The following is a 23,497-nucleotide window of genomic DNA, read 5'->3' on the forward strand; positions in this document are numbered from 1 at the left end:
CCTCGGGCGCAGCCTCAGTTGGCTTGTGGCTGGGCAGTCATGACGTTGCTGGCAGGACTGGCGTCCACCTGTACACCAGGCCGGATGAACTGCAGGCCTTCGGTAATAAGTCGATCGCCCGCCTGTAGGCCCTCGGCGATCAGCCAGCGATTGCCCACGGCGCGGGCGGTCTTGACCTGGCGCACTTCAACCTTGTCCTCGGCATCGAGAACCATGGCAGTGGCGTCACCCTTGGGGTTGCGTGTAATACCTTGCTGCGGTGCCAGGATCGCTTCGCTCTTCACCCCGGCGACCAGCTGAGCATGCACGAACATGCCCGGCAGCAACATACGGTCAGGGTTGGGAAATACCGCCCGCAGCGTTACCGAGCCGGTGCCGGAATCAACCGACACCTCGGAGAACTCCAGCTTGCCCTCCTGGGAGTACTGGCTGCCGTCCTCCAGGGTCAGCGTCACCTTGGCCGCGTCGTCGCCGGCCTTCTGCAGGCGGCCCTCGGCGAGGTCGCGGCGCAGACTGAGCAGGTCGCGCACCGGCTGGGTGACGTCGATGTAGATCGGATCGAGCTGCTGGATGGTCGCCAGCTCCTACGCCTGGCCGTTGCTGACCAGTGCGCCTTCGGTCACGGCCGAGCGCCCGATGCGCCCCGAGATCGGCGCCAGCACCTTGGTGTAGCGCAGGTTGATACGCGCCTGTTCCAGGTTCGCTTCGGCCTGCAGGCTCGCCGCGCGGGCCTCGTCATAGGCTTGCCGGCTTACGGCCTGCTCCTCGACCAGCAGGGCATAGCGATCAGCCAGGGACTTGGCCGAAGCCAGGCTGGCCTGGGCGTTCTTCAGCGTGGCCTCGTACACCGACGCATCAATCTGATAGAGCTGTTGCCCGGCCTTGACTTCGCCGCCTTCGGTGAACAGACGCTTCTGGATGATGCCGTTGACCTGCGGACGCACCTCGGCGACACGATGCGCACGTGCCCGGCCAGGGAGCTCCGTGGCCAGGGCGAACGGCTCCGCCTGCAGGATCACAATACCCACCTTGGGCTTCTGCTGGGGCGGAGGAGCACTTTCTTCCTGGCAGCCGGCCAGTAAAACAGCCATGGCGAGAATGGACATCAGGGCAGCGTGGGCTGACTTGATTGACATGGTTAAGACCTCTTGAAAACCTGGCAGGCGGGAGTGGGCACAACAACGCAGACGAGACGCAGACGCAGAGTGGACCGGAATATACTTACATCCACAGCTGTTTGTAAACCGACCCGAACTGATCGCATCAGTAATAAATGTTTCGAAATATCGGCAACGAACCATTCGACCGAAATACCTGCCGCGAATTCGCAGCGCCTCAACTCAAAACGCCGGCAAGATGCCGGCGCTCGGGCTCCACTGGGAGCGTTTTACTGACGCACACCTTCGACCGAGATGATCAGATCGACCGTTTGCGAGGCCGGGCCGAGATCCATCTTGATGTCGAAGTCCTTGAGCGTCAGCGTGGTGCTGCCTTCGAAACCGGCACGATAGCCACCCCAGGGATCATCGCCCTCGCCGATGAACTGGGCGGCGACCACCACCGGCCTGGTCACGCCGTTGAGCGTCAGGTCGCCGGTGATGTCGGCGGTGCCGTCGCCGGTGGACTTCACCGAAGTCGACTCGAAGGTCGCTGTCGGGTGCTGGTCGACGTTGAGGAAGTCGTCGCTGCGCAGGTGCTTGTCGCGCTCGGCGTGGTTGGTGTCGACGCTGGCGGTCTTCAGCGTGACCTTGACCTTGCTCGCCTCCGGCTTGTCCGCGTCGAAGCTGAAGCTGCCATCGAAATCCTTGAAGGTGCCCCACAGCCAGCTGTAGCCGAGGTGGCTGATCTTGAAATTGACGAAGGCGTGCTGGCCCTGCTTGTCGATGGCGTAGTCGGCAGCGAATACCTGGCCCGCGAAAATCGACGAGCCCAAGGCCAGTGCAGCAACGGTTTTCTTCAACATAGTGTTCTCCTTGAGTGATTGATATCAGGCCTCGGCACGGCCAAGCATTCGTTTGAGCGTCGAATCGTGATCGATGAAATGATGCTTCAGTGCCGCCAAGGCGTGCAGGCCGGAAAGGATCACCAGGGCCCAGGCGAGGTATTCGTGAACCAGGCCGGCAATGTCTTCCTGGTTCGGGATCGATGTAATCAGGGCAGGCATTTCAAACCAGCCAAAAACGCTGATCGCGCGGCCATCGGCGGTGGAAATGAGATAGCCGGAAATCATTACGGCAAACAGGCCGAGGTAAAGCACACCGTGTCCCGCCTTGGTTGCCAAGCGTGTCAACCGTCCATGGCTCGCCAGTGGCGCTGGCCCGTGACTAAGGAACCGCCAGATAACCCGCAGTACCATCAACGCGAACAGAAGCAGGCCGATACTTTTATGGATATCCGGAGCGGTTCGATACCAGCTGCTGTAATAAGTCAGCCCCACCATCCAGTAACCCAGCGCAAACAGCCCGATCACCGCAATCGCCACCAGCCAGTGCATCAGGATGCTGATCAGGCCGTAATTGCTGGATGAGTTTTGCCATTGCATCGGAAACGTCCCGGATTGAGGAGCCACAAGCCTAACGACTAACAGATCGAAATGAATCGCATTTTTTCGTTTCAAGCTATCGATCAAGTCGATAAATCCGCTATCGGTGAAGTGCTGCCAACGAGTTCTGCTAGGCTGCGCCGATTTCACCCCGTAAAGGAGCGACCATGAGCCTGAACGACAGCTGGATGCAACGCGACCTTGCCGTGCTCTGGCACCCCTGCACCCAGATGAAAGATCACGAGCAGCTGCCGCTGATTCCGATTCGCCGCGGCGAAGGCGTCTGGCTGGAGGATTTCGACGGCAAGCGCTACCTGGATGCAGTCAGCTCCTGGTGGGTCAACGTGTTCGGCCATGCCAATCCGCGCATCAACCAGCGCATCAAGGATCAGCTCGACCAGCTCGAGCACGTGATGCTGGCCGGCTTCAGTCACCAGCCGGTGGTGGAGCTGTCGGAACGGCTGGTTGCGCTGACCCCGGCCGGACTGGACCGGGTCTTCTACACCGACAACGGCTCCACCGGGATCGAAGTGGCGCTGAAGATGAGCTTCCACTACTGGCGCAACAGCGGACGTGGCCGGAAGCAGCGCTTCGTCACCCTGACCAACAGCTATCACGGGGAAACCGTTGCCGCCATGTCGGTGGGCGACGTCGCCCTCTTCACCGACACCTACAAGCCGCTGCTGCTGGACACCTTCAAGGTGCCGAGCCCGGACTGCTACCTGCGACCCGAAGGCGTGAGCTGGGAAGCGCATTCGCGGCAGATGTTCGCGCACATGGAGCAGACCCTGGCCGAGCACCACCAGGATATCGCCGCGGTCATCGTCGAACCGCTGATCCAGGGCGCCGGCGGCATGCGCATGTATCACCCGGTATATCTGAAGCTGCTGCGCGAGGCCTGCGACCGCTACGAAGTCCACCTCATTCACGACGAGATCGCGGTCGGCTTCGGCCGCACCGGCAGCATGTTCGCCTGCGAGCAGGCTGGCATCACGCCAGACTTCCTCTGCCTGTCCAAGGCCTTGACTGGCGGCTACCTGCCAATGGCCGCAGTGCTCACCACCGACCGAATGTACCGGGCGTTCTATGACGACTATTCGACGCTGCGCGCCTTCCTCCACTCGCACACCTACACCGGCAACCCGCTGGCCTGCGCCGCGGCGCTCGCAAGCCTCGACATTTTCGAACAGGACGGCATCATCGAAGCCAACAAGGCGCTGGCAGCACGAATGACGAAAGCCACCGCCCACCTCAGCGATCATCCACAGGTGGCCGAGGTGCGCCAGACCGGCATGGCGGTTGCCATCGAGATGGTGCAGCACAAGGCCAGCAAAACCCCCTATCCCTGGCAGGAACGCCGCGGCCTGAAGGTCTACCAGCACGCCCTGCATCGCGGCGCCTTGTTGCGCCCGCTGGGCAGCGTGGTGTATTTCCTGCCGCCCTATACCATCACCGAGGAACAAATCGACTTTCTCGCCGACGTGGCTACCGAAGGCATTGATATCGCGACGCGCGCGACGGTCAGCGTCGCGGTACCGCTGGGGGCGCCCAGCGAATTTCGCGATCCAGGCTAACGGAAGCGACAAGCAAGACAAGAACTGCAAGCCGGGCAGCCGATGCTTTAGACTTGCCGTTTCCAACTTGCCGCTTGCAGCTGCTCTTATGCGCATATCCCGAGTTTTTATCGACACGCCTCTCTCACTGGGCACCTGCGCGCTACCGGACGCTTCAGCGCATTACCTCAGCCGGGTTCTGCGACTGCCGGCCGGCGCTGGAGTGCAGCTGTTCGATGGCAGCGGCCGAGAGTTCTGCGGCGAACTGCTGGAGGTGGGCAAGAAGCAGGTGAAGGTCCGACTGCATGAGCAGCGCCCTGGCTTGCCCGAAGCACAGCTGAAGATCCACCTGGGCCAAGGGCTGTCGCGCGGCGAGCGTATGGATTGGGCGATTCAGAAAGCGACCGAATTGGGCGCTGCGGAAATCACGCCAATCATCAGCGAGCGCTGTGAAGTACGGCTCAATGACGAACGTGCCGATAAGCGCCTGGCGCACTGGCGCCAGATCGCCATCAGCGCCTGCGAACAGTGTGGACGTTCAGTCGTTCCGACCATCCATCCGCCGATGCCGCTACAGGATTGGTTGACGCTGGAAGCGGAGCTGAAGCTGGTTCTACACCCGGTGGCCGAACCACTGACAGCGCATCAGCGGCCCGTCACCTTGGCCTTTCTGATCGGGCCGGAAGGTGGCTTGAACGATGCCGAAGTCGAACAGGCGCGCAGCGCCGGGTTTCAGCCAGCCCGCCTTGGGCCGCGCGTGCTGCGCACCGAAACCGCACCCGTGGTGGCCTTGAGCGTCGCTCAACAGCTTTGGGGCGACTTTTAAGCTGGAAGGTTTTCTGCTCCGGTCTTTACCTGCCAAGCGTTTCTGCACGGCCCGCTTCCTCTACAAGCTCTCAGCATCACCCGTCCAGCTTTCCAGCCTCCCGCGCTTTTTATCGGCTGTATCCGACCCGCCTCAGATCAGGCCGGCGTCCGCCAGTTTCTGCTCCAGCGCGATAAGGTTCGGTATGCGCGCCTGAACATCGCCAAGGTTGACCGCGTCCAGCTCCAGAGGGGCCAACGGGACGTCCGACCGCGCCAGGTTCGGGTCAACCTTGATCGAGCGCGGGATGCCCTGAACCAGCAAAGCGATGAACTTCACATGATCACGCCCACCCAGGGCGTTTAGCACGGCCACGCGCGAACCCGGCCCCGTGTCGGGTTGACCGTCCGATGCCGCCTCGAACGACAGCAGCGGCAATCTCAGGTCTCGCCACGATATCTGCCCGAGAAACCAGGGCGGGGTGCCTTGCGCCGACTGCGGAGCGCGATAAGGAACAAGCTCGGCTACCGCGACGTTTGGCACCAGCAACATTCGGTCGGCCAAGGGGACCAGAAGCGCGGTTAGGCTGGCAGGGGTATCCTGATCGATAGCGGCTTGACTCATGGGTTATCCGGTTGCAATGCCGCAACGGGCTGGCTGGCCTGTTGCGCAAAATGATTGACCAAGGCCTGCGCCAGCTCGCGCGGATCGCCGCTGAGCGAGCTATAGCCGCCCTCGCGCAGGCTGTCGGGCATGCGCGAGCAAACGCAGGAGTCGGCTCGCTGGGTCCAGACCCTGCCGCCCTGTCGCAAAACATAGGCGGCCGCGGCATTGCCATCGCTGCGCATGCCGCTGAACGCGATGACACCGCAACGATCACCGAACTGCTGAGCCAGATTGAGCATCAGCTGATCGATGGACGGACTGTAGGGCTCGGTTCGGAGTGGCGCTCCGGCGCGAGCCCCTCGCCAAACAGGACCGGACAGCTGTGCCGCTCGAGCAAGGCATTAACCAGGGGAGAAGCTTCCGTCTGCGCAAGATCGACCAACCACAGCTCGGCTTGCGCTGCCAGCAGGTCTGATTCCTCGATTCGCGCCGGGTCGCAGTTGAGCACGACCTTGTAACCATTGGCACTCAAGGCCTGCTGCAACACGTGGCGCTGCAGCGAGGTGTCGGCGATTATGCCGATGCGTGCCGCAACGAGCTCACTCATGACGCTTGACCAGTTGCTCGATTGTCTCGAGTAGCAGCGATTCCTGGTAAGGTTTTCCAAGGTACGCGTTCACGCCGATGGCCATGGCCCGATCCCTGTGCTTTTCGCCGGTTCGCGAGGTGATCATGATGATGGGCAGAGCCTTCAGATGCTCATCGCGCCGCACCAGCGTGGCCACTTCGAAGCCGTCCATCCGCGGCATTTCGATATCCAGCAGGATGATGTCGGGCTTGCGCTCGTGCAACTGCGCGATCGCGTCGACACCATCCTTGGCCGTCAGCACGTTCATTCCGTTCCGCTCGAGGAGGCGACTGGTGACCTTGCGCACAGTCACCGAATCGTCAATCACCATCACCAGCGTTGGCCGAGCGACTTCGCTATCGGCCGGCTCGTCTTCGCCGAGCAGGCGCAGTGGCTGCTGCTGGGTAAGCAGATGGGCATGCAGGACACGGATGGTCGCGAGCAGATCGAGGATCACCACCACTCGGCCATCGCCGAGAATGGTCGCCCCGGAAATGCCCGGCACAGTGACAAATTGCCGCCCCAAGCCCTTCACCACAATTTCGCGGGAACCAGCGAGGCTGTCGACCTGTACCGCCACACTGTGGTCATTCGAACGCACCAGGATCACCGGTAACGGCAGGCTTTGCCCGACCAGCTTTGGCCGCTGACCGTTGTTCAGCAGCTCGCCTAAGTAGCGCAACTCATAGGTCTGTCCCGCATACTCGAAGCGCGATGCACCTGGCTGGTAATAGGCTTCGAGTTCGTAAGGCGACACACGCACGATGCCTTCGATCGTGTTCAGCGGAATCGCATAAAGGTCCTCGCCGGAATACACCATCAGAGCCCGATTGACCGACACAGTGAATGGCAGGCGGATCAGGAAGCGTGTCCCTTTGCCAAGCGTAGACTCGATGCTCATGGAGCCCCCGAGCTGCTTGACCTCGGAATGCACCACATCCATGCCGACACCACGCCCGGATATCTGCGTCACTTGCTCGGCGGTCGAGAAACCGGCCTCGAGAATGAACTGCAGCACGTCATGGTCCGACAGCTCGATGCCGGGCTGCATCAAGCCGCGCTCGATCGCCTTGCGGCGAACGGCTTCAAGGTTGATGCCTGCACCGTCATCGCTCAAGGCCAGCACGATATCCCCGCCTTCACGGCTCAGGTCCAGGCGAATGTTGCCCTGCTCGGGCTTACCTGCTGCGACACGCTTGGCGCCGACCTCAATACCGTGGTCAACCGCGTTGCGCAGCATATGCTCCAATGGCGCAACGATGCGCTCGAGTACGCTGCGGTCCATCTCACCTGTCGCATTGCCCACCTGGAACTCGACCTGCTTGCCTAGCTCGCCAGCCACCTGACGAACAATCCGGCGCAAACGAGGCACCAGCCGATCGAAGGGAACCATGCGGGTGCGCATGAGGCCTTCCTGCAGCTCCGTGTTGACCCGCGCCTGCTGCAGCAGCAAGGTTTCCGCGTCGCGATTACGCGCGGCCAGGGTTTCCTTTAGATCCAGCAGGTCCGATGCCGACTCGAACAGTGCGCGTGACAGCTGCTGCAACTGCGAATGCCGGTCCATTTCCAGCGGATCGAAGTCGTCGTAGCCTGCACGCTCGGCTTCAGCCTGATAGCGGCTAAGAATCTGCGCCTGGGTTTCGGTGTCCAACCGTCGCAACTGGTCGCGAACCCGCTCGATAGTGGCTTCCATCTCTCCCAAGGTGAAGCCAACGTCGCTGACCTGCTGCTCAACCCGACCGCGGAAAATTGATGTTTCGCCCGCCAGGTTGACCAATCCCTCCAAAAGGTCCGCAGGCACCTTGACCAGTTCCTGCGGTGCGCGGCGTGAAGCAGCATCCAGTGCAGCCTGTTCGGCGCGGCGGATGAATGGCAGAACCTTAGCCGGCGAAGTGCCGGTCGGAGCCTGAGCACTGGCGGCCACAATAGGCGTTTCGAGCACGATGACGGACGAGCTTGTGTGCTCCGCCTGCGTAATTTCCTGCGGCTGTGAGTCTGTCTCCAGATCGGGCTCAGTTATCAGCCGCGAGCGCATCGACTCGACCTCTTTGAGCAATGCGTCATAGCTGCCCTGCACGTCCAGAAACAGGCTGTCAGTCCATGGACCGCCTTGCAGTTGCGCCTCGCTCAGACGTTGCTCCAGGTCATGCGCCATGTCGCCCAGCCGAACTTGAGCCGCCAGCCGCGCACCGCCTTTCAGGGTATGGAGCACCCGCATCATGTCGGCCAGAGGCGCGACGCTATCACCTGTGGCTTCCCAGCGCCCGAGAGCGGACTCCATTTCCTCCAGCAGCTCGTCCGCTTCTTCGACGAAAATATCGAGAATCTCGGCTTCGGCAGCGTCTTGGGCGGCATCCTGCGCTGCCTGCAACGCAACGCTGCTGGGCATGCTCAATTGCTCTTCAGGGTTCGCCCGAAAACGCTGAATGGTTGCGATCAGCGCTTGCCCGTCCGGCACCTCACGGAAAGCTCGCACGGCATCGAGCATTGCCGCGAGCCGATCATGGCAGGTTTGCAGGAGCGCGAACAAGGCTGGGCTGGCGCGGTAATGACCGGCGCACAGCCCCTCGTACAGGCACTCCAGGTCATGGGCCAGATCGCCGATCGCGCCTATGCCGGCCATCCACGCACCGCCTTTCAGGGTGTGCAGATCCCGTTGCAACGCTTCGATCTCAAGACTGTTGTCAACATCATCGACCCAGCGTTGAAGCGATGCTCCGGCGCGCCCGATGATGTCAAAGCCTTCTTCTAGAAAGATCGCTATCCGCTCTGGATTGCGGTTCTCCCAGCGACCTGCCTGTGCCTTGCCTGACTCGGTCGCCAAGGCCGGTTGCGGCGACTCGACCGGCTCCGGTTGCGGCGCTTCGGGCAGTTCGACGAGGCCCTGCGCCACTGGCTGGAGCCACGCTTGGAACGGAAAGATTTGCGCCGATGCAGGTCCGACCTCAGGTTCATCGCTGTCCATATCGAGCCCGAGCCGGGCATCATCGGGCGTCTCCGCAGCTTCCAGCCGCCCTGAGTCAGCAGCAGCGGACTCAGCCCTCTGCGGGTCCTCGTCGACCACTTGCGTTTCGTCGCCGGACCAAACAGCCGGCTCGAAGCCCGGTGCGACCCCATGCCGATAAGCGCGGATGTGCTCGATCAGCCGCGCAGCGGGGTCCATTGGCTTGTGCGCCTGGAGCTGCTCAAGTTGCATGGCCAACTGATCGTGGCTGCGCAGGAGCAGCGTGGCAAGGTCATCCGTATGCACGTAGCGACCGTCTGAAAGCCCTTCATAGAGGGTTTCGAGCTCATGCGCGAGATCGCCAATCGGCCGAATTTCAGCCATCCGCGCGCCGCCTTTGAGGGTATGCAGGTCACGCAGCAAGGCCGATAACGCCAACTGATTGGCTGGGTCTCCCAGCCAGCGTTCCAGCGCATCGCCAGCGCTTTCCAATAGATCGACCGCTTCGTCAAGAAAGATCTCGACCATTTCCTCGTCTGGCTCGTCCTGGTCCAACAAAGGCTCGGCGAGCCAAGCTTCGGCTTCGGCTTCGGCTTCGGCTTCGGCTTCGGCTTCGGCTTCGGCTTCGGCTCGAGGCTGGCTGGTGGCGTCGATCGAGTCAAACGTAGCAGCGGGCGTCATGCCGCTTTCTTCGCCCGGTTGCTCAAAGCTGAGCGGATCAATCGCGTCGGCCAGCAACTGTTCAAGCCGGGCCACCAGCTCCGGCTGTCCGCTCACCTGCAGACCGGCCGCCACCTGATCCATCATGCCAACCAGCGCCTCGTGAGCCTGCTCGATGTCATCGAAGAATCGTGCGCTGACCGCAAGACGACCTTCCTGCACAACCGCATACAGGTCGAGCAACGCCCGACACAGCGTGTCGATTTGCGGCAGCTCGGCCATCTGAGCGCCGAGACCCAGCGTCGTCAATTCTTCCAGCAGCGCCGTCAGCTCCTGCCGCTCGGCAGGATGCTCGCGCCAGCTCTGCAAGAGCGATTCGGCGTCGAGCAGGATGTTCATGCCCTCGGAGAGAAACTGCGCAATCATGCCTGGATCGCGTGGCTCGCCCCGTTCGGTATCGCCACGCGCGCCAGCATCCGCCAGCCGTGCCTGATGCAGCGCATGCACGCTGGCCATGAAATCTTCCGCACCCTCGATCGTTGCCAGCGGCTCACGCTCAAGATTGTCCAGCCCTCGCCTGAGCAGTTGCTCTGCGCTATGTAACAGTTCGGCCTCGGCCAGATCCATCTGTATCAGGTTGGCCTTGAATTCCTTGACCATTCTTTCCAATGGCGTGGCGATCTCCGCCATCGGCAGTATCCCGGCCATGTGCGCGCTCCCCTTGAGGGTATGTAGCGCACGCTGCAAAGGGTCGGTAACGGGTCGCGGCAGGCGTTGGGCGCAATCGGCGAGAAAGTCGACGAGCGCGGCAAGATGCGCTTCTGCCTCGTTGCGGAATATCTCCAGCAACTGCGGATCCAGCACTTCGTCAAGCAGCTCCGGCTGGGCCGGCTGGTCGATCGCGACTTCGCCCTGCGGGTCAGGTTCAGGCGGCTCCCCTTTGGCCAGGGCGTGAGCGTTGATCGCCAACCGATCAACATCATCGCGCTGGCGTTGTGCCTTGGCTGCAAACTCTTCGACCAGGGTTGGCATCAGCGCCACCACGTCACCTACCAGTTGCTTGACCGGCTCGCCTGCGTCAAGGCTGCGATCAAGGAGCCGATTGAGCAGGTTTTCGACAGACCAGGCGAGTTCGCCGATGACCAACGCACGGACCATGCGCCCGCTGCCCTTGAGCGTATGGAAGGCGCGCCGCAGCTCGCCGAGGGCCTCCTTGTCAGACGGATCTTCAGACCAACGTGGCAGGTGCTCGGTGATGGTTTCGAGCACCTCGGCGGCTTCCTCGATGAAGACTTCAAGCAAGTCATCATCGACTGCCTCCTCACCCTCGGGCGGAGGCAGAAGGCTCGGCGGAACATCCCGAGCCGGGGGATTGACCGAGACGACAGGCGTCGCCATGATCGCCTCCAGGGTCATGGCCGGCTCGTCGCAAGCCGCACGGACCATGGGGACGGGCAGCACGACTTCAGGCATATCGAGCGCAGCCATCTCGGCTTCGCTCCACTCCAGCAGGTAGTCCGGCGAATCATCGGCAGGCCGTCCTTCGGCAGTGTGCGATGCATCGTCCGCCGCGACAGCATCTGCTTGCAAAGATTCCAATTTTGCCAGTTCGAGAGTTTCGCCTGACCAATCGAACGACTCGGCTTGCGCCACACCGGCGACACCCGATGCGCCTGGGTTGGCCGGCTCGGTATCGGCACTCCGGTGTTGCCCAGATGGCGGAAAATCTGCTCGTATCGAGGCCTTGTCCTGCATTTCGGCAGCAGGCTCCGGGGCCTGCGCCGGCTCGGAAGGCAGCACTTCGATGTCATCGAGCGGATCCGACGACTCGACGTTCGCCTCAGGGCTGGTTTCTCCCAACCCGCTATAAGGCTGCTCGTTGAGCCGATAGCCCAACGCCTGCAGGCTCTCCTCGGCGACATTCAGGATCAGGTCGCCCTGCGAGCCGCAGTCTTCGCTGAGACGCTCGAGGTAATACTCGACGCTGGTTATTGCATCAGCCAGCGTATCCAGGCTTTGCCAATCCGGGATCGCCTGCTTCGCAAGCAATTGTTCCTGGATGTAGCGGTTGCAGGCATCCAGCAAGGCCGCCGCGCGGGCAAGGGGAACCATTGCCAGCCCGCCGCGGGACTGGCTCAGCAACTCCGGAACAGCTGCCAGATGGTGATGGTTCCATTGCGAGGCGATGAACTCGATAATCGCGTCTTTTGCCTGTTCCAGGCCCGTACGCGCCTCGCGAATAACCAGGCGGTGGATCTGACCGACGTCGGTGGTAGGGAGATGACTCTCCTCGCCTCGATGCTCGGCTGCGGTGCCCCCAACCATGCCAGCCAGCGTCGCCTCGACGTACAGCAGGGCGCCGGCGACATCCATCAAGGCAGCGTCGTCAGGCTGCTGGCCATTGGCCAAGGCTTCGACCAGGCTGATCTGCTCCAGAATGATCCGACGTGGTTGACCGAAACCGAGCACGGCGAGCGTATCGGCAATCTGCTTGAGCGGCGGCTGCAGCGCCGCAAGCTCGGCCAGCCCCGAACGGTCGCTGCGGACAAAGAGGTCCAGGCTGTCCTTGACCCGAACCAGTTCCTCACACAACGCGGCCACGACCGAGCGCATGGCGCCGCGGTCCGGCCCGGCCAGCAGCGCCCGCTCTTCGTCGACTAGCGTGCTGTCGGGCAACGCATCATCCAGACTGTACTCAGCTTTCAAGGCCTGGATGCGGGGCGACTGAGCCGGCGCCTTGGCGACATAGAACAGCAGATTCTTGGTCAGCTCGTCAGGAGCGGCCTGGTTGATGCCCTCGGCGCCCTGCGCGACCAGACGCTTCAGCTCTTTGTCTACCTGACGTAACAGGTTCCGAACCGTGGTGCCATTAGCGACAGCGCCACTGGCGAGCCCCTCAACCACGCCGGATGCGATCTGCCACAGCGCGCCCAGCGGCGCATCCTTACAGAGCATTTCCAGACGCGCGAAGACGCGTGCCATATAGCTTAGGTTGGTAGGCAGATCCTGGTTGCGAATGACCCCCACCAACGCGACCTGCCACATCTGCCGTAGCTTTCGAAGCAAACCTGGCAGCTCCTCGGTCTGTCGCTGCGCCAAAAACTCGCCCGACAGGGCCGGCACCCGGGCGGACATGTTTGGCGAAAACAGGCGGGTTTCCGATAACAGCTGCTCGCCCCGCGCCGCCCGCAGATCGTTGAGCAGCGGTAGCACGACCATCGGCAGATCGCGCCGAGCACTCTGGATACGATCCAGGTAAACCGGCATCTGCAGAATCGCCTGCATGAGCACTTCCAGCGCTTCGCTCTGGCTGGGGACGCGTTCATCCAGCAGCGCACGGGCAAGTTGCTCGATTTCTTCGGCCAGCAGTGCCGCACCGTAGAACTCGACCATCTGCAAGGTGCCGAGCACCTGATGCACATAGGTCAAGCAGAAGCGCATCCGCGTCGAGTCTTGCGGGCTTTCGACGAACGCTTCCAAGGCCTGACGTGCCTGCTTCAGCGTTTCGGCAATTTCGCCTTTCACCCACTCCAGGGCGACATAATCGTGCCGGTCACCCATAGCGACTCCGCTCATAAACATTTCCGGATAAAGGCCAGAAGCTGATTATCGACGACCGGAACCAGTTCCGGATGCTGCCAACCGACAACCTTGCCCGCGCCGATGACCAGCAATCCTCCCGACGCCAGGCGCTCGACAAGACGATTGAGGATGTCGCGGCGGCGCCAGCGGCGGAAGTAAATCAACAGGTTCTGACAAAAAATGACATCCACATCGGAGATTGGCGCACCGGCCAGCTCCAGCACGTTAAGTGGGGCAAAGCACACCCTGGTCGCCAGGCTGGACACCACTCGGAAACGCTCACCCGCCAGTGGTTGGGAATACCGCTCGCGCAGGTCGGGGTCCAACTGCGCGAGCCGACGAAGGCCGTGAAGCCCCGCGCGCGAACGGCTCAACGCGCCGAGACTGATATCGGTTCCTATCACCCCAAACTGTGTTTCGCCGCCGCTGCGGGTAAGCGCCTCTGCGGTGCAAATCGCCAACGGGTTCAGACCTGATCCTGCGCTTCCGGCAGGGTAAAGCCGGACACCGAATGGCGCATCTCATTGGCCATCTTGGCGAGGTTACCAATGCTCCTCGCAGTAGCGGTGGTGCCCGAGGAGGTTTGCGAGGTGATTTCCTGAATGACGTTCATGGTGTTGGAAATATGACCAGCCGACGACGCCTGTTGGCGAGCCGCGTTGGAAATGTTCTGGATCAGCGCCGCGAGGCTCCTGGATACCTTTTCGATTTCTTCCAGCGCAACCCCGGCGTCCTGGGCCAGACGGGCCCCTCGAACCACTTCGGAAGTCGTCTGCTCCATCGAGATAACCGCTTCGTTGGTGTCGGTCTGAATCGTTTTCACCAAGGCTTCGATCTGCTTGGTCGCAGCAGAGGATCGCTCCGCAAGGCGTTGTACTTCGTCCGCAACCACCGCGAAGCCTCGACCGGCGTCACCTGCCATGGAGGCCTGGATCGCAGCGTTCAACGCGAGGATGTTGGTCTGGTCGGCAATATCGTTGATCAAGCTAACGATATCCCCGATCTCCTGCGAGGACTCGCCGAGACGCTTGATTCGCTTGGAGGTGTCCTGAATCTGCTCCCGTATGTTATCCATGCCGGTGATGGTGTTATGCACCACCTCGTTGCCCTTGTTTGCAATCGCTACCGAGCGCTCGGCTACCGCCGAGGATTCGGCGGCGTTGGCCGATACCTGGTCGATCGACACCGCCATTTCGTTGATTGCCGCCGATGCACCGGCGATTTCCTGAGCCTGATGCTCGGAGGCCTCGGCCAGATGCATTGCCGTCGCCTGGGTTTCCTGGGCCGCTCCAGAGACCTGTACGGCGGTCTGGTTGATCGTTTCAACCAGGTCACGCAATTGGTCGATGGAATAGTTGATCGAGTCGGCGATGGCGCCGGTGAAGTCTTCAGTCACTGTGGCGGCGACCGTCAGGTCACCGTCAGCCAGATCGCCGATTTCGTCGAGCAGACGCAAAATCGCGGCCTGGTTACGCTCGTTCTTGTCCGCGGTTTCGCTCAACCGACGGCGGGTAACCTGGACCATGACCAGGCCGATCAACAGAACCGAAGCCAGTGCCAATGCACCGAGGGCATAGCCGGCCAGCGTATTGACGTAACGGCCTTCGGCACGGCTTTGAAGCCCCTGGGTCAGTTCGGACGTCTTGTCCAGCAGGGTCTGCGAGACCTCGAAAATACTGTTCGAAGACTCGCGCACCTGGAACAGTTCCGGCGAGGTTTCCAGAATCTCATCCACCGATCCGGACACGAACTGGAACAGCTCAGAGGTTGCAGCCAGCCGATCCAATGCTTCGATGTCGCTCACCCGGGTGATCCCCATGGCTTCGTTGCCTTCGAGCATGGCGCTGAGGACGCGACCGAACAGGCTGGCGTCACGGCCGAACATGTCGGCGGCCTGCACCGAGTTCTGATCACCGGAAAGCACCCTGTTCACAGAGCCCAGAATACGTTCGGCAAGCAACGACTGACGCTGCGCCACCGCCACCTGAGCGGCCGGCGCGCCACTTTCCAGCAGAATATCGACCACTTCTTCGTATTCAACCTGCAGCTGCGGAATGGTTTCGGCGAGGGTTACAGCTACCTGATGCAGGGACAGTACGGTTTGCTCGCTGGCCAGAATCGCGTCCGTGTTCTGCCGCAGCGTATCCCAGTCCTGCTGCACTGCCGCCACCTCAGACTGAAGCGACTGCGGCACCGCTGGCAGCCCGATGCGCTCATCTCCTTCGGAGAGATAGCGCCAACGCTCGCTGAAGTCGTTTCGCGCGTCTTTCAGCGAGTCGAACGCCTCCGCTGTGCCGGCAGCCGCCTCAACCGCGTTCTTCGCAATGCGCTGGGAGAGAACGCGCAGCTCACCTGCGTGCCCAATGTATTCGTTATCGTGGTCGGCCTGGGTATTGATGTACGCAAAGTTCACGAACAGCAGCACCATCGACACGATCAGCAGGATAAACAGCCCAGCGATCAAGGTATTGCTACGTACACCTGCCAACAATGCATTCGCGTTCATTTTTTTCATTTTTCCGGCCCCGCCTGGACCACCCGTACGTTTCCTTCCAAGAACCAAAAGGTCGGCATCAGCCGACCCCACCTAAATCAATGCGATCAATGCGCCACGTCGAGGAATGTCTGGTGCGCCGCAAGCGCGTGCGGGCTGAAGACCAGCCAGGGCTGCTCACGCTGAAAAACACCGTGAATGAATGGTTGAATCGATGCCTCGACAGGAGGCAAGTGTTCGGAAAAAGCATCCACCGGAAAGTGCTGCATGCCGAACACTTCATCGACCGTCAATCCAGCGAACACTTCCTGATGGTCCACCACCAACACGCGCCGCTGCTTGCGTAGTGGTGATAGCTGCAACCCGAAATAACCGCACAGATCCATGACCGGCAGCAGCCTACCGCGGACGTTGGCAACCCCTTTGACCCAGGCTTTCACGCCGGGCAGCAGGGTATAGCGCGGCTCGTGGAGTATTTCGCCGACCTCCCCCAACGGCGCAACGAACAGTCGGCCACCCATCCGGAAACCTATACCGGCCCATGTCTGGACAGCTTCTTGCTGCGCCGGCAGTCCGGCAGCCAATGCCCTGCACCGGTTGTCGATCTCCAAGAGTCGCTGAAACGGCGAAGGCGTATCCGACATGCTGGCAACTTCCTTTGTCCGAATCGGAATCGTCGATCAACCGGCAAGTACGGCGCTCAGGGTCTTCAGCAGGGTCGCTTCGTCCACCGGTTTGGTCAGGTAATCCTTGGCGCCCTGGCGCTTGCCCCAGACCTTATCGGTTTCCTGATCCTTGGTGGTCACAATGATCACCGGAATGTGACTGGTTTCAGCATCTTTGGTCAGTTGGCGAGTGGCCTGAAAACCGTTCAGGCCGGGCATTACGATATCCATCAAAACCACGTCCGGCTTCTCCTGGCGCGCAAGCGCTACGCCATCGGCACCGTTTTCGGCCTTGAGCACGACGTGCCCATGCTTTTCCAGCATGGCTGTCAGCTTGTACATCTCGGTCGGCGAATCATCAACGATCAGAACGCGAGCCATGGTTTCTCCGTGGGAAAGACTTCAGCGGCACACAGGGCCGGGCTTCAGGATACTTGCTCAACCGGTGCAAAATCCGGCACATGGGCCTTGATCGCGCCGAGCAACTCTTCTTTGCTGAACGGTTTGGTGAGGTACTGGTCCGACCCCACGATCCGCCCCTTGGCCTTGTCGAACAAACCATCCTTCGAGGACAGCATGATCACCGGCGTGGACTTGAACGAACTGTTGTTCTTGATCAGCGCGCAGGTCTGATAACCGTCCAGCCTGGGCATCATGATATCGACGAAGATGATGCGCGGATGGCTATCTGCGATCTTGGCAAGCGCATCGAAGCCATCCACCGCCGTGATCACATCACAACCTACTTTCTTCAGTAGCGTTTCGGCGGTGCGACGAATCGTTTTCGAATCGTCGATCACCATGACCTTCAAGCCCTCGGAGTGCTGTTCCATTTCGCCCTGCCATTGCCTCGGTGAATCGTAGTCTATCGTTATGTCAGTGCGCCGCAGGCCCTGCCATCGAGGGGCCGCAGCCAATCGCCGGACCTTTTTAGCACACTCCTCAGATGCAAGCTATCTGCCGCCGGAGCAGCGGAATTTTCCTTGACCCAGCGCACAACCGCGGCCAATCTGCGTCGGTATTTCAAGCCTCTGGCAGCTCCTGCTGCCCCTCGTTGGAGACCACCACATGACTGTTCGCGTCGGGATCATCATGGACCCAATCGCGCAGATCGCATTCAAGAAAGACAGCTCCCTGGCCATGCTGCTGGCAGCCCAGGACCGCGGCTGGGCGATCTATTACATGGAACAGCGCGATCTTTACCAGCTTGCCGGCGAGGCGCGGGCCCGCATGCGCCCGATCCAGGTCTTCAACGACCCCCAGCGCTGGTACGAAACAGGGCAAGAGATCGACGGCGCTCTTGCCGATCTCGAGGTCATCCTGATGCGCAAGGACCCGCCCTTTAATAGCGAGTATGTCTATGCCACCTACCTGCTGGAGCTTGCCGAGCAGGCCGGCACCCTGGTGGTGAATCGTCCGCAGAGCCTGCGCGATTGCAACGAGAAATTCTTTGCCACCCAGTTTCCGCAATGCACCCCGCCGACCCTTGTCAGTCGGCGGTCCGACATTCTGCGGGAGTTTGCTCGCGAGCAGCGTGACATCATTCTCAAACCGCTGGATGAAATGGGTGGCGCATCGATTTTCCGCCACCGCGAAGGCGACCCGAACCTTTCCGTGATTCTCGAAGTGCTGACCGAGCATGGCAGTCGCCAGATTATGGCGCAGCGATACATACCGGCCATCAATGAGGGTGACAAACGCATCCTGATGATTGACGGCGAGCCGGTGCCCTATTGCCTGGCGCGCATTCCGGCAGCGGGCGAAACACGGGGCAATCTTGCTGCCGGCGGACGCGGCGTCGCTCAGCCACTTTCCGAGCGTGACAAGGAGATCGCCGCGATTGTCGGGCCGGAGTTGCGCAAACGTGGCCTGCTGTTCGTCGGACTGGACGTGATCGGTGATTTCCTGACCGAGATCAACATCACCAGCCCGACCTGCATTCGTGAGATCGACAATGCGTTCGATACCCGCATCGGCGAGCGGCTGATGGATGCGATTGCCGGGAAGCTAAACGTTCAAAGCTAAAAAAAGCTGGAAGCTGGAAGCGCCGGAGTTTTCAGCTCTTTGCTTACAGCTTCAAGCTTCGAGCGGCTGTTCTATGACCGACCTAACAGCCTTGGACTTGAAGCTTGCGGCTTCAAGCTCAAAGTCGGCAGACTGCGCGCACCTCTAGCCGACTGAAATGCGATGAACGCCGCTACACGCCACCCCTCTCTTGTCCCTACCGGTGTCCGTCCGGCAGACCGCCTCGGCTTTACGCTATTTCTCGCGGCCGCGCTTCATGGTGCCCTCATCCTAGGGCTCGGCTTCACGCTCTCCGAACCGAAGCAGACCAGCAAATCGCTGGAAATCACCTTGTCCAGGTTTAAAAGCGACGACAAGCCAAAGGAAGCAGATTTCCTCGCGCAGGACAATCAGCAAGGCAGCGGCACACTGGAGCATAAGGCCTCGCCGAAAACCACCGAGCAAGCGCCGTTTCAGGACACTCAGGTGCGCAAGGTCTCGCCCGCTTCGTCGCCACCGCCGAGCAGCCCTAGCGAGGCGCCAAAGACAGCCGTAGCGACCCGCGCACCGCAGCCGGACAAGACACCGGCAAAACCACAAAAGGACAAGCCGCAGCCGCAGGCGCAGCCGGTTCCCGCCTACGACAGTTCGCAGCTCAGCGCGGAAATCGCCAGCCTGGAAGCCGAACTCGCCCAACAGGTCGAGCAATATGCCAAGCGGCCTCGCGTCAGTCGTCAGAACAGCGCAGCCACCATGCGCGACATCAGCGCCTGGTACCGGGACGAATGGCGCAAGAAAGTCGAACGCATCGGCAATCTGAACTACCCCGACGAGGCGCGCCGTCGACGGATCTACGGCAGCCTGCGCATGCTGGTGGTCGTTGACCGAAACGGCGCGGTACAGGAGCTTCGAGTACTCGAATCCTCAGGCCAGCCGATGCTCGACCAGGCCGCCATGCGCATTGTCAGGCTTGCCGCACCGTTTGCGCCTTTTTCCGGTGAGCTGGCGCAGAACTTCGATCAGGTCGAGATCATCAGAACCTGGCGGTTCGAGCGCGGCGACCGTCTGTCAAGCCGCTGACCAGAGACGCTCGCGCCGCATCGGGCACGCTGTCGAGCGCGGCTGCTTCACGGCCCAGCCCGCAACGCTTAAGCTAGCACCCATGAACGCGACCTCGCCCAGCTACCTCAAGCATCACTTTCTGATCGCCATGCCACATATGGCAGACCCCCATTTCGCCCAGGCCTTGATCTATCTGGTGGAGCACAACCGGGATGGCGCGATGGGGCTTATCGTCAATCGCCCGAGCGGATTGAACCTGGCGGACATCCTTGCGCAACTCCGCCCGGATCAGCCAGGCGATGCCCGCAGCCAGCGCCTGACGATCTTTTCGGGCGGCCCGATCCAGACCGACCGAGGCTTCGTGCTGCATCCGGCCGACGTCCAGTTCCAGGCAACGCTCGATCTGGGCCCGCTCGGAGTGACGACGTCCCAGGACGTACTCTTCGCCATCGCCGACGGCTGCGGCCCCAAGCAGCATCTGATTGCCTTCGGCTACGCGGGCTGGGAACCCGGTCAACTGGAAGCGGAGCTGGCCGGCAACACTTGGCTCAGCTGCCAGGCGCAGCCAGAGATTCTTTTCGACCTGCCCCATGATCAACGCCTGGCCGCCGCTGCCGCATCGCTAGGGGTCGACCTTGGGCTGCTCAGCAGCCAGGTCGGCCACGCATGAGCACGCTGCGTCTGCTGCTCGGCTTCGACTACGGCACCAAGCAGATCGGTGTCGCCGTCGGACAGGCGGTCACCGGTCAGGCACGCGAGCTCTGCGTGCTCAAGGCGCAAAATGGCGTACCCGACTGGTCACAAATCCAGGCACTGCTGCGTGAGTGGCAACCGGATGCACTGGTGGTCGGCCTGCCTTTAAACATGGACGGCAGTGCCAGTGAGATGAGCGCTCGTGCTGAGAAGTTTGCCCGCCGCCTCAACGGTCGCTTCAACCTGCCAGTGCATACCCATGACGAGCGCCTCACGACATACGAAGCCAAAGGCGAGCGCCTGCGTGGCGGTCAGAGCGGCGGTTACCGTGAACGCCCGGTCGATGCGCTGGCCGCCGCTCTTTTACTCGAAGGCTGGCTGAGTGCCCAGCAAACCGCCTGAAGCGGTCCCAGGAGAAATCATGACCCTGCCCAACCCCGACCAGCTGCTCCCGGAAATGGCTGCCGCTCTGGCCGAACATCTGGACAGCCGCGCCGTCAGCGAACCTCGCTTCATCGGCATCCGCACCGGCGGCGTCTGGGTCGCCCAGGCGCTGCTTGAACGGCGGAACAAGAAGGAAGCGCTGGGGATTCTGGATGTCTCCTTCTACCGCGACGATTTCACCCAGAACGGTCTGCATCCCCAGGTCCGCCCCTCGGAGCTGCCTTTCGAAATCGAAGGGCAGCACCTGGTACTGGTCGATGATGTACTGATGAGCGGTCGCACCATTCGCGCCGCGCTCAACGAGCTGTTCGATTATGGTCGACCCGCCAGCGTCAGCCTGGTATGCCTGCTCGACCTCAACGCCCGCGAGCTGCCAATCCGGCCAGACGTAGTTGGCGCGACACTCTCACTGGCTCCTGACCAACGGGTCAAATTACTTGGCCCAACCCCGCTAACGCTTGAGCTCCAGACCCTCGCCTCCGCCAATTGAGACCCTCGCGATGACGCCAACCGACGCCAAGCGCCCACTCCAACTGAACGACCATGGACAGTTGCGCCATTTCCTCTCACTGGATGGGCTACCCCGCGCGCTACTTACCGAAATCCTCGACACCGCCGACTCGTTCCTCGAGGTCGGCGCCAGAGCGGTGAAGAAAGTCCCGCTGTTGCGAGGCAAAACCGTTTGCAACGTATTCTTCGAAAACTCCACACGCACTCGCACCACCTTCGAGCTGGCGGCCAAGCGGCTGTCGGCGGACGTGATCACCCTGAACGTCTCGACCTCCTCGACCAGCAAGGGCGAAACACTTACCGATACCTTGCGCAACCTCGAGGCGATGGCCGCCGACATGTTCGTCGTTCGTCACGCCAATTCCGGCGCTGCGCATTTCATCGCAGAACACGTCTGCCCGGACGTAGCGGTCATAAACGGCGGCGATGGGCGCCATGCGCACCCGACCCAGGGCATGCTCGACATGCTCACCATTCGCCGGCATAAAGGCGACGTTGAAAAGCGCTCAGTGGCCATCATCGGCGACATCCTGCATTCGCGGGTAGCCCGCTCCAATATGCTCGCGCTGAAAACACTGGGCTGCCCGGACATTCGTGTCATAGGCCCGAAGACGCTGCTACCCGTCGGCCTGGAGCAGTATGGCGTGAGCGTCTACCACGACATGAACGAAGGCCTGCGCGACGTCGACGTGGTGATCATGTTGCGCCTGCAGCGCGAACGCATGCAGGGCGGGCTGCTGCCCAGCGAAGGCGAGTTCTATCGGCTCTACGGGCTCACGACCCAGCGTATGAGGCTGGCCAAGCCGGACGCTATCGTCATGCATCCCGGCCCGATCAACCGTGGCGTCGAGATCGAGTCTGCAGTGGCCGATGGCGCCCAGTCGGTCATTCTCAACCAGGTCACCTATGGCATCGCGATTCGTATGGCGGTGCTGTCCATGGCGATGAGCGGACAGACGGCACAACGGCAACTTGAACAGGAATACGCAGCCGAGGAGCAGAATTGATGCCTACCCACATCCTCGGTGCTCGCCTGATCGACCCGGCCAGCGGGCGCGACGAAGTCACCGATATTTACTGCCAGGACGGCAAGATTGCTGCGCTCGGCCAGGCCCCAGCAGGCTTCAACGCCGCCCAGACCATTGATGCCCGAGGCCTGGTCGCAGCGCCTGGCCTGGTCGACCTGTCGGTAGCACTCCGCGAGCCTGGCTACAGCCGCAAGGGCAGCATTGCCAGCGAAACACTCGCGGCGACGGCTGGCGGCATCACCAGTCTGTGCTGCCCGCCACAGACCAAGCCAGTGCTGGACACTGCGGCAGTAGCCGAACTGATCCTCGATCGCGCCCGCGAATCCGGTCACGCCAAGGTCTTTCCGGTCGGCGCGTTGACGCGCAACCTGGCCGGCGAGCAGTTGTCGGAACTGGTCGCGCTGCGCGACGCGGGCTGCGTCGCCTTCGGCAACGGCCTGGCCAACTTCACCAGCAATCGCAGCCTGGGCCGGGCGCTGGAATACGCAGCCACATTTGACCTCACGGTCGTCATCCATTCACAGGACAGCGATCTGGCCGAGGGTGGCCTGGCCCATGAGGGCCCGACGGCGGCCTTTCTCGGCCTGGCCGGAATTCCCGAAACAGCGGAAACCATTGCCCTGGCGCGTAACCTGCTGCTGGTGGAGCAAGCCGGTGTGCGCGCGCATTTCAGCCAACTCACCACTGCCCGCGGCGCGCAGATGATTGCCGATGCGCAGGCTCGCGGCCTACCCGTCAGCGCTGATGTGGCGATGTATCAGCTGATCCTCACCGACGAAGCGCTGCATGGATTCTCCAGCCTGTATCACGTACAGCCGCCACTGCGCAGCGCAGCGGATCGCGATGGCCTGCGCCAGGCGGTCAAGGCCGGCGTGATCTCGGCGATTTCCAGCCATCACCAGCCACACGAAACCGACGCCAAGCTGGCCCCGTTCGGCGAAACCGAACCGGGTATCAGCAGTGCCGAAATCCTGCTGCCACTGGCGCTGACATTGGTGGCCGACGGCTTGCTCGACCTGCCGACCCTGCTGGCGCGCCTGACCAGTGGCCCGGCCACGGCGCTGCGGCTGCCAGCCGGTCGGCTGTCGATTGGCGGCGCCGCAGATTTGGTCCTTTTCGACCCGAGCAGCTCGACCCTGGCCGGCGAGCGCTGGCACTCGGAAGGCCGGAATTGCCCGTTCATCGGACATTGCCTGCCGGGGGCGGTGCGCTACACCATCGTCGACGGCCACGTCAGCTTCGAAGGCTGAGACGAAAGACTGCGCAGGCTGGACATC

Annotated in this window: 17 protein-coding genes and 3 pseudogenes; 9 read left to right on the forward strand and 11 right to left on the reverse strand. The window is 61.8% G+C overall.

Annotated features, from left to right (window positions below; genetic code table 11):
* Positions 1–14 precede the first annotated feature (14 nt).
* The 3 genes and pseudogenes from NA637_RS00945 to NA637_RS00955 form a co-directional block, all read right to left on the reverse strand.
* Positions 15–1,136, reverse strand: a pseudogene (locus NA637_RS00945) (efflux RND transporter periplasmic adaptor subunit).
* A gap of 251 nt (positions 1,137–1,387) precedes the next feature.
* A complete protein-coding gene (locus NA637_RS00950) occupies positions 1,388–1,963 on the reverse strand; it encodes a YceI family protein (protein WP_256070528.1) in 576 nt (191 codons plus the stop codon).
* Between the two features lie 24 nt (positions 1,964–1,987).
* Positions 1,988–2,542 (reverse strand): cytochrome b, encoded by a 555-nt coding sequence (locus tag NA637_RS00955; protein WP_256070576.1) that lies wholly within the window; start codon positions 2,540–2,542, stop codon positions 1,988–1,990.
* A gap of 167 nt (positions 2,543–2,709) precedes the next feature.
* Here NA637_RS00955 and NA637_RS00960 point away from each other — a divergent pair, with 167 nt between their 5' ends.
* Positions 2,710–4,116: an adenosylmethionine--8-amino-7-oxononanoate transaminase gene (locus NA637_RS00960; RefSeq protein ID WP_256070529.1), complete on the forward strand. Its 1,407-nt coding sequence runs from the start codon at positions 2,710–2,712 to the stop codon at positions 4,114–4,116.
* A gap of 88 nt (positions 4,117–4,204) precedes the next feature.
* Positions 4,205–4,921 carry a 16S rRNA (uracil(1498)-N(3))-methyltransferase gene (locus tag NA637_RS00965; protein ID WP_256070530.1) on the forward strand — a complete coding sequence of 239 codons (717 nt, stop codon included), beginning with the start codon at positions 4,205–4,207 and terminating at the stop codon, positions 4,919–4,921.
* Between the two features lie 132 nt (positions 4,922–5,053).
* On the opposite strand, the gene NA637_RS00970 is transcribed toward NA637_RS00965, so the two are convergent.
* The 8 genes and pseudogenes from NA637_RS00970 to pilG all read right to left on the reverse strand — a co-directional run bounded on the left by NA637_RS00970 (position 5,054) and on the right by pilG (position 17,312).
* A complete protein-coding gene (locus NA637_RS00970) occupies positions 5,054–5,524 on the reverse strand; it encodes a chemotaxis protein CheW (protein WP_256070531.1) in 471 nt (156 codons plus the stop codon).
* Positions 5,521–6,113, reverse strand: a pseudogene (locus NA637_RS25390) (chemotaxis protein CheB). The gene NA637_RS00970 and the pseudogene NA637_RS25390 overlap by 4 nt, the downstream one beginning before the upstream one ends.
* Entirely contained in the window at positions 6,106–13,299 is a 7,194-nt protein-coding gene (locus NA637_RS00985) for an Hpt domain-containing protein (protein WP_256070578.1), read from the reverse strand. Before NA637_RS00985 ends, NA637_RS25390 begins: the two are co-directional and overlap by 8 nt.
* 11 nt (positions 13,300–13,310) lie before the next feature.
* Positions 13,311–13,805 (reverse strand): annotated as a pseudogene (locus NA637_RS00990) (CheR family methyltransferase); the annotation flags it as partial.
* The gene (locus tag NA637_RS00995) at positions 13,787–15,835 is read right to left on the reverse strand and encodes a methyl-accepting chemotaxis protein (protein ID WP_256070533.1); all 2,049 of its coding nucleotides are present in this window, start codon (positions 15,833–15,835) and stop codon (positions 13,787–13,789) included. The pseudogene NA637_RS00990 and the gene NA637_RS00995, both read right to left, overlap by 19 nt.
* Before the next feature lie 86 nt (positions 15,836–15,921).
* A complete protein-coding gene (locus tag NA637_RS01000) occupies positions 15,922–16,458 on the reverse strand; it encodes a chemotaxis protein CheW (RefSeq protein ID WP_256070534.1) in 537 nt (178 codons plus the stop codon).
* A 36-nt stretch (positions 16,459–16,494) separates the two neighbouring features.
* Complete coding sequence (gene pilH, locus NA637_RS01005; protein WP_256070535.1) at positions 16,495–16,860, reverse strand: twitching motility response regulator PilH; 366 nt, start codon at positions 16,858–16,860, stop codon at positions 16,495–16,497.
* A gap of 44 nt (positions 16,861–16,904) precedes the next feature.
* Entirely contained in the window at positions 16,905–17,312 is a 408-nt protein-coding gene (gene pilG, locus NA637_RS01010) for a twitching motility response regulator PilG (protein ID WP_019339789.1), read from the reverse strand.
* A 235-nt stretch (positions 17,313–17,547) separates the two neighbouring features.
* On the opposite strand from pilG, the gene gshB reads away from it, so the two are divergent.
* From gshB to NA637_RS01045, 7 genes are all read left to right on the forward strand, one after another.
* Entirely contained in the window at positions 17,548–18,504 is a 957-nt protein-coding gene (gene gshB / locus NA637_RS01015) for a glutathione synthase (protein WP_256070536.1), read from the forward strand.
* Positions 18,505–18,666: 162 nt separating this feature from the next.
* Positions 18,667–19,563 (forward strand): energy transducer TonB, encoded by an 897-nt coding sequence (locus NA637_RS01020; RefSeq protein WP_256070537.1) that lies wholly within the window; start codon positions 18,667–18,669, stop codon positions 19,561–19,563.
* A gap of 82 nt (positions 19,564–19,645) precedes the next feature.
* Entirely contained in the window at positions 19,646–20,215 is a 570-nt protein-coding gene (locus NA637_RS01025) for a YqgE/AlgH family protein (protein WP_256070538.1), read from the forward strand.
* Positions 20,212–20,640 (forward strand): Holliday junction resolvase RuvX, encoded by a 429-nt coding sequence (gene ruvX / locus NA637_RS01030; RefSeq protein WP_256070539.1) that lies wholly within the window; start codon positions 20,212–20,214, stop codon positions 20,638–20,640. Before NA637_RS01025 ends, ruvX begins: the two co-directional genes overlap by 4 nt.
* A 19-nt stretch (positions 20,641–20,659) precedes the next feature.
* Positions 20,660–21,172 carry a bifunctional pyr operon transcriptional regulator/uracil phosphoribosyltransferase PyrR gene (gene pyrR / locus NA637_RS01035; protein ID WP_256070540.1) on the forward strand — a complete coding sequence of 171 codons (513 nt, stop codon included), beginning with the start codon at positions 20,660–20,662 and terminating at the stop codon, positions 21,170–21,172.
* 10 nt (positions 21,173–21,182) lie between these two features.
* Positions 21,183–22,199: an aspartate carbamoyltransferase catalytic subunit gene (locus NA637_RS01040; RefSeq protein WP_256070541.1), complete on the forward strand. Its 1,017-nt coding sequence runs from the start codon at positions 21,183–21,185 to the stop codon at positions 22,197–22,199.
* On the forward strand, positions 22,199–23,470 hold the full coding sequence (locus tag NA637_RS01045; RefSeq protein WP_256070542.1) for a dihydroorotase: 1,272 nt from the start codon (positions 22,199–22,201) through the stop codon (positions 23,468–23,470). Before NA637_RS01040 ends, NA637_RS01045 begins: the two co-directional genes overlap by 1 nt.
* The last annotated feature ends 27 nt before the right edge of the window (positions 23,471–23,497 follow it).

The sequence above is a fragment of the Stutzerimonas stutzeri genome, assembly GCF_024448935.1.
GTDB classification, from domain to species: domain Bacteria; phylum Pseudomonadota; class Gammaproteobacteria; order Pseudomonadales; family Pseudomonadaceae; genus Stutzerimonas; species Stutzerimonas stutzeri_AO.

Coding starts and splice junctions, on each gene's coding strand:
- ruvX (WP_256070539.1), top strand. CDS start 20,212: ATGAGCACGCTGCGTCTGCTGCTCGGCTTCGACTACGGCACCAAGCAG.
- NA637_RS00985 (WP_256070578.1), bottom strand. CDS start 13,299: ATGGGTGACCGGCACGATTATGTCGCCCTGGAGTGGGTGAAAGGCGAA.
- NA637_RS01045 (WP_256070542.1), top strand. CDS start 22,199: ATGCCTACCCACATCCTCGGTGCTCGCCTGATCGACCCGGCCAGCGGG.
- pilG (WP_019339789.1), bottom strand. CDS start 17,312: ATGGAACAGCACTCCGAGGGCTTGAAGGTCATGGTGATCGACGATTCG.
- NA637_RS00970 (WP_256070531.1), bottom strand. CDS start 5,524: ATGAGTCAAGCCGCTATCGATCAGGATACCCCTGCCAGCCTAACCGCG.
- NA637_RS00955 (WP_256070576.1), bottom strand. CDS start 2,542: ATGCAATGGCAAAACTCATCCAGCAATTACGGCCTGATCAGCATCCTG.
- NA637_RS00965 (WP_256070530.1), top strand. CDS start 4,205: ATGCGCATATCCCGAGTTTTTATCGACACGCCTCTCTCACTGGGCACC.
- NA637_RS00995 (WP_256070533.1), bottom strand. CDS start 15,835: ATGAAAAAAATGAACGCGAATGCATTGTTGGCAGGTGTACGTAGCAAT.
- pyrR (WP_256070540.1), top strand. CDS start 20,660: ATGACCCTGCCCAACCCCGACCAGCTGCTCCCGGAAATGGCTGCCGCT.
- NA637_RS01020 (WP_256070537.1), top strand. CDS start 18,667: ATGAACGCCGCTACACGCCACCCCTCTCTTGTCCCTACCGGTGTCCGT.
- NA637_RS01025 (WP_256070538.1), top strand. CDS start 19,646: ATGAACGCGACCTCGCCCAGCTACCTCAAGCATCACTTTCTGATCGCC.
- NA637_RS01040 (WP_256070541.1), top strand. CDS start 21,183: ATGACGCCAACCGACGCCAAGCGCCCACTCCAACTGAACGACCATGGA.
- gshB (WP_256070536.1), top strand. CDS start 17,548: ATGACTGTTCGCGTCGGGATCATCATGGACCCAATCGCGCAGATCGCA.
- NA637_RS01000 (WP_256070534.1), bottom strand. CDS start 16,458: ATGTCGGATACGCCTTCGCCGTTTCAGCGACTCTTGGAGATCGACAAC.
- NA637_RS00960 (WP_256070529.1), top strand. CDS start 2,710: ATGAGCCTGAACGACAGCTGGATGCAACGCGACCTTGCCGTGCTCTGG.
- NA637_RS00950 (WP_256070528.1), bottom strand. CDS start 1,963: ATGTTGAAGAAAACCGTTGCTGCACTGGCCTTGGGCTCGTCGATTTTC.
- pilH (WP_256070535.1), bottom strand. CDS start 16,860: ATGGCTCGCGTTCTGATCGTTGATGATTCGCCGACCGAGATGTACAAG.